Consider the following 15446-nt stretch of genomic DNA (forward strand, 5'->3'; position numbering starts at 1 on the left):
AGTTTTACACCAAAATTTTCAATTACTCTTCATAATCTTAAAAAAAATATGGTAAAACTAATCAATTACAAAAAATATTTCACATTTTAATGAACTATATTTAGTCATTAATTTAACTATTAACCTTCAATTTTTCTTTGATCTCTTCAAATAATTCAATATGGTCCTTCATATCTTCTGTAAGAAAATAAACAGCACCATACTTATTATCAACAGGTGTTGCAATGATATTATGTTCTTCCAAAAGTTTTAAATGATGCCTAACGGTTTTATAATTCAATTCAAGAATTTCTGATAAATTATATACATTATATGGTTCTGTTTTGAGTAAATCCATAATCCTCACTCTGTTAAACCCGCCTTTACTTCCTTTGAATAACCACCACAACAAGCTTTCCATTTGTATCCCTTAATGATATTATAAAGAAAAATATTAATATTAAAACTTTTACTTTTAAACTTTAAATTAAGTTAAGTTGAACAAGTATTTAAAATTTAACATTAATAATCATTTTTTTTCAGAACTGCAGATAATAAATCAAGATTAACTAAACAAAATTGTAAAATTCATACTGTTGGGTGTTAATAAAAAAATAATAAGCACCAAAAAAAGATATCTAAAAAAATTCTTCCCATAAATCAAATATCATATTTCAATAAAATACTCAAAAATCACAAAAAATCTTAAAAATGTGTAATAATTAAAAATAGCTATCGCTAAAACCTTCCCAAAAATAGTATAATTGTTCCTTATAATATGTTTTATGCATAAATTAGACAATAATTAAAAATTAATTAAAATTATAAAAAATGCATAAAAAATTTTTAAATTTATAATATTCAATTGTTTATATTATGCTGATATACAGAGTACCAAAACCAACAACAAAACATAATACAGCAGTTATATATGTGGATGTTCTGGAACCTTCCATCAATTTGGTTGAACTGTAAAGTAAAAGAGGTACGAGTAAAAGTAGGATAATAGCACCTGCAAGATAGAATATACGCATTTTAATAAAACCTCCACACCATTTTATCTTCAATAATACTCTTCTGAATTAAATTCAGATATTTCCAATTAAATTTAAATTCATTTCTATTTAAGATTAACCACACTGAAATAAATGGATATCCTAAGTTAAGCAAAATTATTTGGTAACAGCGGTTAATACATTAATAAAGAAGATCATTTTTTGGAGATTTTTCACTGTATAAAAGAATGGAATGAATTGTTAAAAAATAATCGGAGGTGGATGTCAATGGATGTTGTTAAAGCATTAAATTCCCGTTTTACTTGTAGAGCATTTAAACAGGATCCAGTAACAAAAGAGACTATTCTTAAAATAATGGAAGAAGCAACCCATTCCCCTTCATGGGCAAATACACAACCATGGGAAATATTTGTAGCGGGGGGCGATGCATTAGAAAGGATTCGAAGAAATTTTATGGAATCATATGCAAATGATGAACCCATAACTCCAGAAATACCCTGGGTTGAAAACTGGCCAAGCGCCATGGAAGAACGGATAAAGGAACTTGGAATAGGCCGATTTAAACATCTGGGAATTTCAAGGGACGATAAGATAGCTAAAAACGCGAATTGGAGATTAAATTTCAAATTTTTCGATGCACCATTAGTTGTATATCTATGCATGCATGAGAGCCTAACTGAATGGTCAATTTTCGATCTTGGATTATTATCACAGAGCATAATGCTGGCTGCACAGGAACATGGAGTAGACTCTGCACCATCAGTAAATCTTGTTGCATATCCCAATTTCATAAGAAAAGAACTAGAAATTCCAGAAGAACTCATGATAGTCTTTGGAATTGCACTGGGATATAAAGATGAAAAAAGCCCTCAAAATACATACAAAAGCCCAAGACGCCCAATAGAAGAAGTAGTCAGAACAAAAGGATTTTAAAAATTTTTTAAAAAAAATAGATTCTAAATATCTGTTTAATCTAAAAAATAATGGGGGAAATTATATCATGGATGTAAATAAAGCTATAGAAGTTAGAAGAAGCATTAGAAAGTACAAAAAAATTGATATTGAAGAAGATAAGTTGGATAAAATTTTGGAATCAGCTAGAATTGCACCATCAGCAGCCAACCGTCAACAATGGAAATTTGTGGTTGTAAAAGATCCAAATATAAGAAAAAAACTTGTAGATGCATGTCATGGCCAGGTATTTGTTGGAGAAGCTCCTGTAGTAATAGCTGCATGTTCAACAGAATCTGATCAGAAAATGCCCTGCGGACAATATGCATATACAGTTGATCTTTCAATTGCCCTTTCATTTATGATACTACAGGCAACAGAACTTGAACTTGGAACCTGCTGGTTAGGTGCTTTCAACGAAGACAACGTGAAAAATATACTGAACATACCAGATAACATCAGAGTTGTTGGAGTGATAACCATAGGATATCCAGATGAGAAACCCGACCCAAGACCACGAAAAACAATGGGAGAAATAGTATCAAACAATGGATGGATGTAAAAATAAGAACTAAATAAAAAGATTATTTAATACTGAGGATGAGGCAATCAATGGGATGGGCTTAGTGAAAGAACTCTTATTCTCCCACTAATTCATGTCTAAATCAAAAATCTCATCAAATTATTTCCATATATTTTTAATCAAATATATCATACAAAAATCCAATATTATAATTAAATTTCAACAAATTGAATATTTTTAGATAAGATTAAAATATTTTAAAAGGGCAAACATTTGATTACATGATTTATTTATCCTATTTTTTTTTAAGGTCCCGTGAAGTGCAAGAACTTCACATGTAACTGCAGGCACACCATTTAAATTACAAACATCTTCCAGTGCACCCGGATATTTTACTCCAACTTTTTCATAGGCAATTAATTTAGACCCTGAATTTTTGGCAATGTATCCAGCAATTTTATAACTCTTTAAAATGGGTATCTTGGTACAAAGAGCACTATCCCTGCCTGGAACACCTCCTGGCATTGATAAATGGAAATCTCCCAAAGCATCAACATGCAATCTCTTTGCAAGTTTCATTATAATGTTGGTGGGACTTTCTGTTTTATTTGCCCTCCTATTGGGGTTCGTGTGATTCCAATATCTATGGGTATGTGATGTACAGTAGGGAATTGCAAATGGAATAATATAAATTGTTCCTTTGATTGTTTTACCATTAAGATAATTTATCAACTTCATTGCTGCTGCAGGAGCAGGTAATTCATTTCCATGCACACCAGCAACAATTAATATTTTAGGTCCCTTACCGTTCCCAAATGTAACCATGGGAGTTCCAGTTTTTGCCTTAGAAATTATCTGATCGCTAAGAACTGTCTTAGGAATATATTTGTAGAGTAAGGAATTTTTTTTGATATCCCCACTTGTTGCATGGTTAATAATATCTATCTTCACAGCAGTTTTAAAGCTCGAACAGTAATATGCAACACCATTACCCGAAATATCCTGAATACTGTTGTAATGTAAAATAAGAGTATATTTTGTTCCATTTTTTAATTTTTTAGAGGGTGTAATAATTAAATTATTATCATGAATATTTTTCCTAAAAAGAGTTAATAAACCATTTCCAAGTAGTTCTATCCATTTATTCCCAAATTTCACATGTTTATTAAATTTAATATGAATAACTTTATTAGTTTTCACATTCAAGCAATTTATTTTGGGATCAGAACTTTTAACAACAGGAAAGTTCAGATATGAATTTGAAATTGTTACTGGATGAATAATATTTTCTGAGTAATTAAATTTGAATTATTATCAGCAGCAGAAACCATACCACATGTTAGCAATCCAAAAATACAAGGTAATAACAGAATTAATAAACGTTGATCCATTTTCCCGACTCACCTACAGGTTCACCACTATTAAAATTTTATTTACCATCTAGAAATTGCCTTATTTTTTATTCAAAGTAATACTGTAATCTTCAAATGCTGTTTCTAATGTTTCCAACATTTTCTTACCAATTTCTTCATATGCTTCATATCTTAAATTAGCCAATGAAACTCTCACAGACCAGCTGGGAGCATCAAATCCTGCACCGGGAAGAATAACTATAGATTCTTTATCTGCCAGTGCAAATACAAATGAAAGTGCATTATATGATTTTTCCATCCATTCTGCAAAGGACATGCCATACCTATCAGTTGCAAGTTTAAGAAGATCTATTACTGCATAGTAATTGGTTGCAGTAGAATCATAATCTAAAGGCAGACCCAGAGACTTATAGAGCACATGTATACGCTTGTTAAGAGCATTTTTAGTACCTTCAATATAATTGATATCATCCTCAATTATAAAGAACAATGAAAATAGGGTCATTTGAGTTTGCTGAGGTAGAGATAAACCTGCAGTATGTTTAAGAGCTACTGATCTGCTGTCCGCAACCATACGGTCTATGAATTTAATGTTAGAGGGATCAAGACTTATGCTTTCATACCTTTTTATTAACTGATTTTTTATATTTTCAGGAAGTGTGCTCAACATTTTATCTATTGCATTGTTTTCATAAAGTGCCACCACACCCAATCTCCAGCCTGTACATCCCATATGCTTACTGAATGAGTAAACACAGATAGTATTTGATGGTATTTCCGACATAATGGAACTAAAATTTTCAACAAAGGTTGCATAAACATCATCAGATATGATGATAAGATGGGGATTATCATTTTTTACTATGTTCGCTATTCTTTGGATGGTTTCATCCCTGATTGCTCTTGCCTGGGGATTTCCAGGATTAACAACAAAAAATGCTTTAATAGATGGATCTTTAAGTTTATCTATTTCACTATCTGGATACTGCCAATCATCATCCGGATCAGCTTTAATCTCAACTTCAACCAAGTCATAGTCGTTTAAATGTGGTATTTCAAGGTAAGGAGTAAATATGGGAGATCCAATTGCTATTTTATCCCCTTTTTTAATCAGCTTATTTTCAATTAGCGAGTTAAAAACATATATGATCCCACCTGTACCTCCTTCAGTTGCAAAGAGATCATATTTACACGATTTTAACTGGTTTTTACATAGAAATTCAATTAAAAATGAATGTACAACCTTTTCTGAGTGGGGTAACATTCGGTCTGGTTCGGGATAGAAATCTCCAATACAACCAATCACCAGTTCATACACCCAGCTATCCGGATCAAAACCCATTTTATTGATTCCATATTCAACAGAACTCTTAAGAAAATTTATACCTGGTGCATCAGGATTTTTATGGGCATAATCTTGAAATCTCTCTGATATTCCTTCCTTTTCAGCATGAAAACCAGTATGTACATATTTACAGTTGCATTTAGTTTCTTCCATCGCAAAATTACCAAGAGTAAAAAATGCCTGTCTAGGGGTGGTGGCAATCCAATTAGGATTACCTCTACCAGCATTTAGAAGTGTGCGATCACGGAAATTTCCTGCAATATTGGTCAGTGCAAATTGAACCTCAAAAGGACTCAGTTCCATATAGCTCTTTAACTCTTTATAATCCATAGTTTTCTCCTGATCCAACTTTTAATATTTATTTATGAATTGCCCGATTCTTTATCCTGATTAATATACTCCAGTGTGATTTTTTTAAAATGGAGTGCATCAGGATTGTCTGGATCTTTAAATAATACCTCATCAAAACATTCAAGGGCTTCTTTATACTGTTTAATTAGCCCCAAGGTAACGCCCTTTTCAAGAAGTCCCAGAACAAAATTTGGATCGATATCCAATGCATTGTCAAAGGATTCTATTGCATTTTGAAAGTTATCAATTTCTTTATAATTCAAACCAATCTGTAGCCATGCCCATGGATTCTCTGGTTCGGCTTCAACTATGGTTTTAAAAACATTAATAGAAGATTCAAAATCCCCCATATGCTTTAATGCAATACCCTTGTAGTTCATTGCATCCATATTATCATTATTAATCTTTAAAGCCTGTTCAAAACATTCTAATGCCATATCGGATTCTTCAAGGAAACCTAATGACTGGCCTTTTTTTATGAGTGCCTCTTCACTGTCAGGGTTTAAATTTAAGGCACTATCAAAATTTTTAAGAGCTTCCTTGTATCTTCCAAGTTCCAATAACAGGTTACCCATTAAATTGAACGCTTCAAAGTTATCTGGATCCATAATTGTAACCATTTCAAAGCTTTTTATTGCTTCTTCAGTTTTACCTAAAAACATCAAGGATCTGCCTTTGAAGTACCACGCACCAATATTTTTGGGGTCAATATTCAGAGCATTATCAAAAGATTCGAGGGCATCTTCCTGTTTATTTTGATATTCCATCGATATTCCCCTTAAAAACCATGCTTCATCATTTTCAGGGTCAATTTCAAGTAAATAATCCAGGGTTCCAACAGATTCCTCGAACTTTTCAATTGTTTGAAGTGTTCTTACTTTCAAAAAAAGCGCAGGTAAAAGCATTGGTTTTATTTTCAAGGCCTTATCACAACAATCTATTGCATCTTCAAATTTTTCAAGACGTATGAGTATGGTTGCCTTGTTCATCAATGCATTATGATCATTAGGATTCAAATCCAAAGCCTTATCAAGACATTCCATTGCTTTATCATTCATACCCATAGTTAAAAATGTTGCACCTTTATTGGTCCACGCCTCAGAATAATCAGGCTTTATTTCAAGGGCTTTATCATAACACTTAATCTCTTCATGGTGCTCGCCCATTTCATACAAAGAAAGCGCCTTACCATTCCATGCCTCAGCATAATTTTCATTGATCTCAATTGCCTTTTCATAGGATTCAATGGATGCAGGGAAAATTTTAAGATCGTATAGCACAACACCCCTACGATACCATGCTTCTGTAATGAGTGGATTGATCTCAAGGGATTTATCGTAACATTCCAGGGCATCTGCAAATTCACCCATAGCAGAAAGTGTTTTTGCCTTTAAAAACCATGCTCTATCGTCATTAGGGTCAAGATCAATTGCATGGTCAAAACATATTACTGAATCATCATAGCACTTCATTATACCATATGTAACTCCTTTAGAATTCCATGCTTCAATAAACATAGGATCTATTTCCAATGCACGTTCAAAAGATTTTAATGCTTCATCTGTTCTTCCTATGCCTCCAAGTGCATTACCTCTCTTAAAGTACACATCAGGATCATCATTTTCAACTTCAAGAATTTCCTCCAGGCAAACAAGAGCCTCAACATATCTTTCAAGGTTTAAAAGACAGTTAGATTTTTCTTTTAACACCGATACCCTGTTCTCAGTTCTATCGAGTATACCATCAAATATTGAAATTGCCTCTTCAAACTCTCCAATGGATGACAATAAAAATGCTTTGTTATTAAGCAGTACTTCGTCTTCAGGATTGATTTCCAGTGCTTTATTAAAACAGTCTAATGATTCTTCATACCTCTCACAAAGTAACAACGCCATACACATGTTGTCAAGAGCCCATACAAAATCGGATTTTATCTTTAAAGCTTCATCAAAACATTTAACAGCATCTTCAGCTTTTCCAAGTCCCATTAAAGCCATTCCTTTACGAGTCCATAATTCAGGATCATCGGGATCTTGCTTCAAAAGCTTTTCACAGGATTCAACAATATTAACAAATTCCTCATCATTAACATCACCATATTCTTCCACAAACCATCCCTCCTGTTTTATATTATATATCATGGATAGTTGATTTAATTATCCATTTAACAACAACTTAAATTTAAACCCGGATTATTACAAATACCTATGATTATTGGTTGGAATTAATAAATTATTTTAAAACAGTTTATATTTGTCCTAAAAACAGAATCAATACATTGTGGAATAATTTTATTAATGGATCAATCAACAGAAATCTTGATTTTTAATGTCTCTAAAATTATGAGAAACCTATATTGACTAGGAATAACAAATAAAAGTCTAAGAGTTATAAAAATTTAAACCAAATTAATGATTGGATATGAGGAGATGTAGTATGACCGATAACAATGAATTATCAGCTATAGAATCAAAGGCAGGTGAGATACTTAAGGGACATAATGGTGTTTATCTTGATAAAAGATTATACGCCGTCTTAAAAAAAGGTTTCCCTGGCCTAACACGTAAAGATTTTAATAAAGTATTGGATTCACTATTAACCAGCGGATATTCAATGGAACGTGGACTTATAAGGCCTTTAACTGCAAATGAAGTGGAAAAACAGAAGAAAGAAGAGCATGAAAGCGGTAAAAAAGCAGGAAAAGGCGCTTCTGAACGTCCAAGGCTTTCTACAAAACGTGGAATTTAATGGAGGATAAGTGATTGGGAGATAATTAATCTTTTAATTTATCTTTTAATTCCATAAATATCCTCAAAAACCTTTTCATATAGATCTAAAAATTCAATTAATTTGTTAAATACATACTTAACACTATCAACAGGGCTTTTAGATGATTCTGGAAGGGGTACTGATACATAAACATCAAGTTCAGCTTCTTTTTTTTCATTATTATAAACCATTTCAAAATGTCTGGTTGGTGTCAAACGTCCTAATTTCCAGCTAACAAGACGACTTATCATTTCTTCACAGTCATCTTTGGACATTTCAGCATCAACAAATCTTAGTTCTCCATTTAACGAAGATTCATATTTTTTTATTTCTATTTTTTCAACTATCATGGACTTTTCCCCATCATATAGAATTATCACATTTTTAATTTGTACAACAAATGTTTTATTTTTTTAGATTTTTTCCTAGTCCAAAACTTACAATTAATAAAACATTTGATTGCAGGACAAAAAAACCGTCCATTAATAAAACCCAGTAATGAAAAAAATAATTAATTATTTTATAGAAATGTTTTTCTAAATCTGCTCCAATATATACAGTAACGTTTATAAAAATGATTCAAATTTTAATAACACAATTATAGGTTTTGAAATGAGGAAAAAAATATCTCTGCTAATAATAGCCGTATTCGTGGTAATTATTGGGGTTGTTGGCCAAAACATTATTGGAAACTACTACTCCCAATCAACAAGTTTAAATTCACAAACTGCAGCTTCTGTTGTTTACATTGAAAATGGAGTAACAGGTGTAGTTACAATTAATGATCCAGTTTTAAACAGATCAACAGATATTTCTGTGATCTATGCACCATTGGATTCAGGATCTGGATTTATTGTCAACGATCAGGGCTATATTATCACAGCTTTCCATGTAGTTGGTGACCCTGAAACTTTAAAGAATCAGATGGTAATTAGATTAATGAACAGCGCCGATATAAAGAAATACATTGAAAGAGCAGCTGTAGCAGGATATGTATCTAAATACAACCCTCAATTGGGTTCAGAACTTATGAACACTAATTCAACAGGGAGTCCTCCCATAATCCAAGCACAGCCAGATATTAACACCACCACAGATATGCTTGATCAAAATAACCTCATAACAGTTGGATCATCACAACAGCAGATCAGAGTAAAATTACCCGGCACAACCAGTACAAATGCTGTAAGTGCAAATTTAATTGACGTTGGAAATTCTGGTATAGATAATGATGTGGCACTCATAAAGATCGACCCATTCTTAAAAACCCTTACACCTTTAGCAGTTAACTCAAAAACACCTACTATTAGTGAAAATATTCAGATATATGGATATCCTGTATTGAATGGGGGAATGTACTCTGATACCAATCAAACAACAATAAAACCATCCTCAACTTCAGGAGTATTAACAGCAGAAGTACCAAACAACGGTAGCATCTACTATCAAACAAATGCTTTAGCATCTCACGGATACAGTGGAGGTCCAGTAGTTGACTCACAAAATAGTGTACTTGGAATTCTAATTTATAGTATTGAATCAATACAACAAGTCAATCAAACAGCAACACCAACATCAAGTTTATTCCTCTCATCACAGTACATAATACAGATATGCAATAAAAACAATGTTTCAATACAGACTGTTTAATAATAAAAATCTGGAATAAAAAAAAAAACAGTTTAGATACAAAAAGGTAGGATCTAGATATGGAAGATGTAAATATTACAGAAGAAGATGTTATGGAAATAATGGATCAATTTACCAAAGTTCCTAACCTCATACTAAAGAGAATGGTATCCCGAAATGTAAATGTCGTTAAAAAATTTGAAAATCAAATCATCGACCACAAAAGCAAGTTACTTGACAATGAACTATTAAAAATAAGAAAAGTCATAGAGATGCAGGTACCCGAGCTTCAGGAGATACTGTTAAATGTATACAAAAATACCAATAAAAAACAGTTGAAAACATTGGCAGATCCCAAAGCACAGCCCTTTATTGAAACGAATTTAAACTATCTTGATATGATCTATTTCAATGAAACATAGTGTATAGAGCTTAAATTTAAGCCCTTCTAAACAGCCTTAATTTTTTTTACAAGCATTTTAAGTGGGGTGGCCAACAGGGAAAATATATATTGGATTTTCATTTTCAGGAAGTTTGAAACTCTGTATTAACTGTTCTTCATTCATTGAACCTAATGATACAGTAACCAAACCCAAAGCCTCAGACTGGAGATAAATATTCTCACCTGCATGCCCTGCCTCAAGATTAACAAATCTGGTACTTAACTCCTTATCAGTATATTTATTGATCATTTTATGATAATTTCCAGTGATCAAAATGTCAACTGGAGCCTGTTTAACCCATGGCTGATTATTGGCAATTCCTGAAAGTTCGCCACGCAGATCACCATTCATAACTTTTTCAAGGGAGTTATTGACAGGAACATAATGATAAACACCCTCCTGAAATCCAGAAACCCCATTAATCCCTACAAAAACATAAATTTCCAGTGGATAAACCTGACCAGCAGAAGGTGCTGCTCTTAAACCCTTTTCAGAATCAGTAATTCCCTGGGCAGACCATAAAACTTGTGAAAGATTATCCAAAGTAATTGAATCGTTTGAAAATTGTCTAATAGAACGTCTGTTTTCAATAGCCTGTTCAACAGAAACATTACCATTTAACACAGGTAAAGGAAGAGTTGTAACACTTATAACATTTCTAGTTGTGTAAACAGTTCTTTTTTCAGAAAAATATAACACACCCACTACAGCAACAAATAAAATGCTAAGAATAACCAGAACAGCTATTTTCTTTTTTTCCATAAATATTCCCAATAACTATCTCTTATAAATCTTATTTAATTTTTCCCACAAAATTTTATATTTTCGTTGAATCATAAATATAGATAATGTCAAACGATATTATTTTAATCGGGACCATCCTAGTAATCGCATACATTTCTAGCTATACCCTTTACAGATACGGAATAATGGATAAAAAAGTTCATAACAGAATATGGAACATAATATTTTTACTGATTTTTATAATTGCAATGGGTGTTGGCTATTTACTAACTGCACTTACAGATTTAGGTATTACCGCTATACCAAACGTTAATCTTATTTTCTGGCATAATGAATTTGGAATATTCTTCTTTTTCATATTATTCTTTCATCTACAAATTAACTGGATTTCATTAAAGAAATTAATATTACAAACCGGTTAAAATAAATAATAACTATCGATAAGCATGATATCTCAATTCAATCTACTTCCAATTACCATATTCCTAATAATCCTCTATCTTTTGAGCTATTTTTTATATACAGATAAAACTATCACCGCCAGAACTTATAAACTGATTTGGATCATTGTTCTCATTGCCAGTTCTTTGATCGTTGGAATAATTGGAATTACCATGTTAATTTTAATAAATTTTAACATACTGCCTATAGACAATACACTGATATTTTTGCATGTTGAAGCAGGTATTATAACAGCTGTAACAGGAATTTTCCACTTACATATCCACTGGAACTCCTTCAAAAAAATCTTCTAAAAAAAAAGAAATCACAAAAAGGCTATTATATTGGTGCGGAAGTGTACGGGAGAGCTCTGTTTAGATAAAAAAAAAGAGATATAAATAATTGGATATATTTTTCATTATACTCGGTGGAAGCATAAAAATATTCAAGATTAGCATAAACAATAGATAAGGAGGAGATATCTTATGAAAGTTAAATACGCTACAATTGCAGTTGCTAATATGGAAGAATCCGTTAAATTCTATACCGAAGTTATGGGTTTTGAAATAGACAATCAAATAACACCTTATCCCGGTATGAATATTATTTTTTTAAAGGATGAGGGAGATGCAATGATAGAACTCGTAGAAAATGCAGATGAACCTGATAAAAAAGGAATATTCTTGGTTGGAATGGAAGTTGAAGATATGGACACAACAGTTAAACAACTCATATCCAATGGCGCAAAATTCACAAGAGGACCAATGGAAGTGGGTGATGGTGCCAAACTTGCCTTTTTAATGGATCCAAACGGTGTTGAAATCGAACTCATCCAGCACTAGAAATTGGACCAATCCTTAAATTTTAATTATATGGGTTCAACAGCCATTAATTTACAGTGGGTCATATAAGCCGCCGACATATATCCTGGAGGATAACATGTTACCAGTGTCAATTCAAATGTTCCTGCAGGGAATGTAACAGGATTGGTTTTGTAATCTCCTTTTATATCTCCATTGCTAGTTACTTGGTAGACATATCTTTTCTGGGTAAGATAATCGATTATTATTACCTGATCACCGTTGTTAAGAAGGTTTATATTGGCAAATGGTGCTGAGAAGTGGGTATGGTGACCTAGAAGTCCAACTGTACCGTTTTGGTTGGGATAAAAACTATCAGAATAATGGTAAACAGATCCCAGAGCATTAACTGTATCTCGACGAATATCCCAGTTTACACCCTGACTAGGTATAGAAACTTTCCCCCAAACTTCGGTGTTCGGAACAGTTGTATTGGTAACAGTGAAATTTTTGGTTAAAGCCTCAATTTCAGGACTTTTTTCATTCAATTTCAAGTTGCTTGTGGTGTAAATAATGCTATAGAGTGCATCATTTTTACCAATCCACATCTCTGTCCTTTGAACAGTGGTTCCATTCATATCCATTTGATAAACATTTTCATGAACAGCAGTACCATTAAAATCCAATGTTTTATGTGAAATAAATTTCATACCTGTTTGATCGGATATATTCGTAGTAAAATTCTCTGATGGGTTGTAACCTGCCACTAATAGCTGCCTATTTACTGTTACATTTAAATCTGACTGGGGATCTGTGAATGCCACAATTTCAGAAGGCGATGTTTGGTTTAAATTTAGCCATGTTTCAGGATAATCAAATGATATTTCATCCTTCTGGAAGTGACTGGTTTTAATTTCCTTTCCTGAGAATACCACAGCAGTAAAAGCCACCCCAATAAGAATAACACATAAACCAACCATTAAATATTTAAATTTAATTTCCATATAACACCTTTCCTCCAATCATATTATCAAACTTATTAATCACTAGTTACCATTAAAAAACAGTGATAAATTTTCCCGAAATTTTATTAATAAAATTTAAAATTCGAATAAACTTAGTAAACGTACATTGTATTCTTCATGTCATTCTCATCTTATAAACCTTTCTTTTACAATATAGGGGAAAAATAAAATTATTTATATCTATTCTCCATGGTGTAAATCACAACAAAATAAATATTTCAGGTGCTAAATGTTAGTTAAGTAAAAAATCTGTGAATTTATTGATAATAGAATTATATTTGATAATATTTCTAAGAATTGAAGTAGTAAAATAAATTAATAAAAAAAATATTATGATTAAAGGGATTGTTGTATAATATCAAAATTATATTTAAAATGGATCATGTTTAAAATACAGAAAATAATTTATTTTACAAAAATAAGATATAAATATATATGAAATCACTATTTCCTGATTATAAATTTCCAAATAAATTCAAATTTAAAAATAATTTAAATTCATTAATTACCTTTTTTTCCATTATTTTGTTCACAACCATATTCGTATTAATTACATCCAATTTTTCTCCAATAATTAACAACAACAATTTAAATCCATTAGAAAAGGGAATTTCAATTATTCTATTATTATCATTCATCTACAGTGGACTGCACTGTGTAGGCTATCTAGATCATCTAATAAAATCATTGACGTTGTATAATAATAATTTAATATTTAAATTGAAACCCAAAACAAATACAAAATCTCCTCTTGTATCCATTATAATTCCAACCCTTAATGAAGATCCTGAAATGGTCAGAAAAACTATTTTAAAGGCTAAAAATGTTAACTATGATAATTCTAAGGTTACATTAATAGATAGTTCCACAGACAGAGATATTCAAAATAAAACAGCTACAATGTGTAATGAATTGGATATTAACTATATTTATCGTGATACTCTTCGAGGGTACAAAGCAGGTTCCATAAATGATGCAATAGAAGAATTTAAGGATGAATATCAATATATTTTAATTCTAGATTCAGACCACAGGTTAAAAAGTTCAATATTCCATGATTTAATCCCAATCATGGAAAACGATCCAGATTTAACCTTTATTCAGACACCACAATATTTTCACAAACAACCAAATGATCATTTGTCAATAGCCTACTCATTTCAACAGCATATTTTTTATAAACATATCTGCAGGGGACTATGTGTGAATGGCTCTTCTTATATATGTGGAACCAATGTTCTGATTAAATTAGAACATTTAAATGAAATTGGGGGTATGGATGAAAGTTGTATAACAGAAGACATTGCCACATCCTTTATTTTTCACAGTAATGGATATAAATCCCTTTATATTGATAAGGTATATGCTGAGGGGCTGGCTCCACCTTCTTTATCAGCCTACTATGGACAGCAAATGAGATGGTCCTATGGAACATTTCAGAACACTAAAAAGGTCTTAAATAAATTTATCAAAGAACCTAAAAGCCTGAAGTCCTTGCAATGGTGGGAATATATTATATTAAATGGGAGCTGGTACTTTATTGGGGTGGGAATATTTATCTGGCTACTTTACCCCATTATTGTGCTTTTATTTAACATGAAACCCTTAGTTTTAGGTTATTTAAACGTTCCATTCTATTTGTTCCTCATCATGATAATGAGTCAAACCTTCACCAGTTTCAGGGAAAGAAGATACCCTCTTAAAGAATTAATACTGGCACAGGGCTTGTTTTTCAGCCTTTTCCCAGTTTATACCAAGGCATTTATTTATGGCCTGCTAAATAAAAAGTTAGAATTTAAAGTAACACCGAAAAAAGAGGTTTACAAAATTCAATTAAAAGAAATTCTACCACAACTAACAGTAATATTCCTTTTAATTATAGCAATCATAGTTGGTACCTACAAGGTGATTAATGGAGAAAACACCAGCACATACCCATCAATCATATTCTGGGCAAGTTACAGTCTCATCATGTTAATGATATTCATGCTATATTTTTATAGAGAAGATAAAAACAAGTACAATGATTAAATTAACAGATAAATACACTAAAATAA

The 15446-nt window shown here is 31.8% G+C and carries 17 protein-coding genes; 8 read left to right on the forward strand and 9 right to left on the reverse strand.

Going from position 1 to position 15446, the window contains the following annotated elements; all coding sequences use genetic code 11:
* Positions 1-112: 112 nt before the first annotated feature.
* Together K8N75_RS11620 and K8N75_RS11625 are read right to left on the reverse strand one after the other, a co-directional pair.
* A complete protein-coding gene (locus K8N75_RS11620; protein WP_223792221.1) occupies positions 113-400 on the reverse strand; it encodes an ArsR/SmtB family transcription factor in 288 nt (95 codons plus the stop codon).
* Positions 401-848: 448 nt separating this feature from the next.
* Positions 849-1046 (reverse strand): hypothetical protein, encoded by a 198-nt coding sequence (locus K8N75_RS11625; RefSeq protein WP_223792222.1) that lies wholly within the window; start codon positions 1044-1046, stop codon positions 849-851.
* 216 nt (positions 1047-1262) lie between these two features.
* Here K8N75_RS11625 and K8N75_RS11630 point away from each other — a divergent pair, with 216 nt between their 5' ends.
* Positions 1263-1928: a nitroreductase gene (locus tag K8N75_RS11630; protein ID WP_223792223.1), complete on the forward strand. Its 666-nt coding sequence runs from the start codon at positions 1263-1265 to the stop codon at positions 1926-1928.
* A gap of 67 nt (positions 1929-1995) precedes the next feature.
* Positions 1996-2508 carry a nitroreductase family protein gene (locus K8N75_RS11635; protein WP_223792224.1) on the forward strand — a complete coding sequence of 171 codons (513 nt, stop codon included), beginning with the start codon at positions 1996-1998 and terminating at the stop codon, positions 2506-2508.
* Between the two features lie 198 nt (positions 2509-2706).
* On the opposite strand, the gene K8N75_RS11640 is transcribed toward K8N75_RS11635, so the two are convergent.
* The 3 genes from K8N75_RS11640 to K8N75_RS11650 all read right to left on the reverse strand — a co-directional run bounded on the left by K8N75_RS11640 (position 2707) and on the right by K8N75_RS11650 (position 7646).
* On the reverse strand, positions 2707-3753 hold the full coding sequence (locus tag K8N75_RS11640; protein ID WP_338038049.1) for an Ig-like domain-containing protein: 1047 nt from the start codon (positions 3751-3753) through the stop codon (positions 2707-2709).
* Positions 3754-3921: 168 nt separating this feature from the next.
* On the reverse strand, positions 3922-5517 hold the full coding sequence (locus tag K8N75_RS11645) for a bifunctional aspartate transaminase/aspartate 4-decarboxylase (RefSeq protein ID WP_223792225.1): 1596 nt from the start codon (positions 5515-5517) through the stop codon (positions 3922-3924).
* A gap of 32 nt (positions 5518-5549) precedes the next feature.
* Positions 5550-7646, reverse strand: a complete 2097-nt coding sequence (locus K8N75_RS11650) for a tetratricopeptide repeat protein (protein ID WP_223792226.1) — start codon at positions 7644-7646, stop codon at positions 5550-5552.
* Positions 7647-7974: 328 nt separating this feature from the next.
* Here K8N75_RS11650 and K8N75_RS11655 point away from each other — a divergent pair, with 328 nt between their 5' ends.
* Complete coding sequence (locus K8N75_RS11655) at positions 7975-8286, forward strand: hypothetical protein (RefSeq protein ID WP_223792227.1); 312 nt, start codon at positions 7975-7977, stop codon at positions 8284-8286.
* A gap of 38 nt (positions 8287-8324) precedes the next feature.
* On the opposite strand, the gene K8N75_RS11660 is transcribed toward K8N75_RS11655, so the two are convergent.
* Entirely contained in the window at positions 8325-8657 is a 333-nt protein-coding gene (locus tag K8N75_RS11660; protein WP_223792228.1) for a hypothetical protein, read from the reverse strand.
* Between the two features lie 262 nt (positions 8658-8919).
* Here K8N75_RS11660 and K8N75_RS11665 point away from each other — a divergent pair, with 262 nt between their 5' ends.
* Together K8N75_RS11665 and K8N75_RS11670 are read left to right on the forward strand one after the other, a co-directional pair.
* Positions 8920-9957 carry a S1 family peptidase gene (locus tag K8N75_RS11665; protein ID WP_223792229.1) on the forward strand — a complete coding sequence of 346 codons (1038 nt, stop codon included), beginning with the start codon at positions 8920-8922 and terminating at the stop codon, positions 9955-9957.
* Between the two features lie 59 nt (positions 9958-10016).
* Complete coding sequence (locus K8N75_RS11670; protein WP_223792230.1) at positions 10017-10358, forward strand: hypothetical protein; 342 nt, start codon at positions 10017-10019, stop codon at positions 10356-10358.
* Between the two features lie 57 nt (positions 10359-10415).
* Here the strand turns inward: K8N75_RS11670 and K8N75_RS11675 are convergent, their stop codons facing one another.
* Positions 10416-11141: a SagB/ThcOx family dehydrogenase gene (locus K8N75_RS11675; RefSeq protein ID WP_223792231.1), complete on the reverse strand. Its 726-nt coding sequence runs from the start codon at positions 11139-11141 to the stop codon at positions 10416-10418.
* Between the two features lie 86 nt (positions 11142-11227).
* Between K8N75_RS11675 and K8N75_RS11680 the strand changes: the two genes are divergently transcribed.
* Entirely contained in the window at positions 11228-11545 is a 318-nt protein-coding gene (locus K8N75_RS11680; protein WP_223792232.1) for a hypothetical protein, read from the forward strand.
* Between the two features lie 125 nt (positions 11546-11670).
* Here the strand turns inward: K8N75_RS11680 and K8N75_RS11685 are convergent, their stop codons facing one another.
* A complete protein-coding gene (locus K8N75_RS11685) occupies positions 11671-11865 on the reverse strand; it encodes a hypothetical protein (protein ID WP_223792233.1) in 195 nt (64 codons plus the stop codon).
* Between the two features lie 184 nt (positions 11866-12049).
* On the opposite strand from K8N75_RS11685, the gene K8N75_RS11690 reads away from it, so the two are divergent.
* Positions 12050-12406, forward strand: a complete 357-nt coding sequence (locus K8N75_RS11690; protein WP_223792234.1) for a VOC family protein — start codon at positions 12050-12052, stop codon at positions 12404-12406.
* A gap of 26 nt (positions 12407-12432) precedes the next feature.
* Here K8N75_RS11690 and K8N75_RS11695 read toward each other — a convergent pair whose 3' ends face one another.
* Positions 12433-13368 carry a class E sortase gene (locus K8N75_RS11695; protein WP_223792235.1) on the reverse strand — a complete coding sequence of 312 codons (936 nt, stop codon included), beginning with the start codon at positions 13366-13368 and terminating at the stop codon, positions 12433-12435.
* Positions 13369-13824: 456 nt separating this feature from the next.
* On the opposite strand from K8N75_RS11695, the gene K8N75_RS11700 reads away from it, so the two are divergent.
* Positions 13825-15420 (forward strand): glycosyltransferase family 2 protein, encoded by a 1596-nt coding sequence (locus K8N75_RS11700; protein ID WP_223792236.1) that lies wholly within the window; start codon positions 13825-13827, stop codon positions 15418-15420.
* The last annotated feature ends 26 nt before the right edge of the window (positions 15421-15446 follow it).

The sequence above is a fragment of the Methanobacterium spitsbergense genome (genome assembly GCF_019931065.1).
GTDB lineage: Archaea > Methanobacteriota > Methanobacteria > Methanobacteriales > Methanobacteriaceae > Methanobacterium_B > Methanobacterium_B spitsbergense.

Coding starts and splice junctions, on each gene's coding strand:
- K8N75_RS11620 (WP_223792221.1), bottom strand. CDS start 400: ATGGAAAGCTTGTTGTGGTGGTTATTCAAAGGAAGTAAAGGCGGGTTT.
- K8N75_RS11630 (WP_223792223.1), top strand. CDS start 1,263: ATGGATGTTGTTAAAGCATTAAATTCCCGTTTTACTTGTAGAGCATTT.
- K8N75_RS11635 (WP_223792224.1), top strand. CDS start 1,996: ATGGATGTAAATAAAGCTATAGAAGTTAGAAGAAGCATTAGAAAGTAC.
- K8N75_RS11645 (WP_223792225.1), bottom strand. CDS start 5,517: ATGGATTATAAAGAGTTAAAGAGCTATATGGAACTGAGTCCTTTTGAG.
- K8N75_RS11655 (WP_223792227.1), top strand. CDS start 7,975: ATGACCGATAACAATGAATTATCAGCTATAGAATCAAAGGCAGGTGAG.
- K8N75_RS11660 (WP_223792228.1), bottom strand. CDS start 8,657: ATGATAGTTGAAAAAATAGAAATAAAAAAATATGAATCTTCGTTAAAT.
- K8N75_RS11665 (WP_223792229.1), top strand. CDS start 8,920: ATGAGGAAAAAAATATCTCTGCTAATAATAGCCGTATTCGTGGTAATT.
- K8N75_RS11670 (WP_223792230.1), top strand. CDS start 10,017: ATGGAAGATGTAAATATTACAGAAGAAGATGTTATGGAAATAATGGAT.
- K8N75_RS11675 (WP_223792231.1), bottom strand. CDS start 11,141: ATGGAAAAAAAGAAAATAGCTGTTCTGGTTATTCTTAGCATTTTATTT.
- K8N75_RS11680 (WP_223792232.1), top strand. CDS start 11,228: ATGTCAAACGATATTATTTTAATCGGGACCATCCTAGTAATCGCATAC.
- K8N75_RS11690 (WP_223792234.1), top strand. CDS start 12,050: ATGAAAGTTAAATACGCTACAATTGCAGTTGCTAATATGGAAGAATCC.
- K8N75_RS11695 (WP_223792235.1), bottom strand. CDS start 13,368: ATGGAAATTAAATTTAAATATTTAATGGTTGGTTTATGTGTTATTCTT.
- K8N75_RS11700 (WP_223792236.1), top strand. CDS start 13,825: ATGAAATCACTATTTCCTGATTATAAATTTCCAAATAAATTCAAATTT.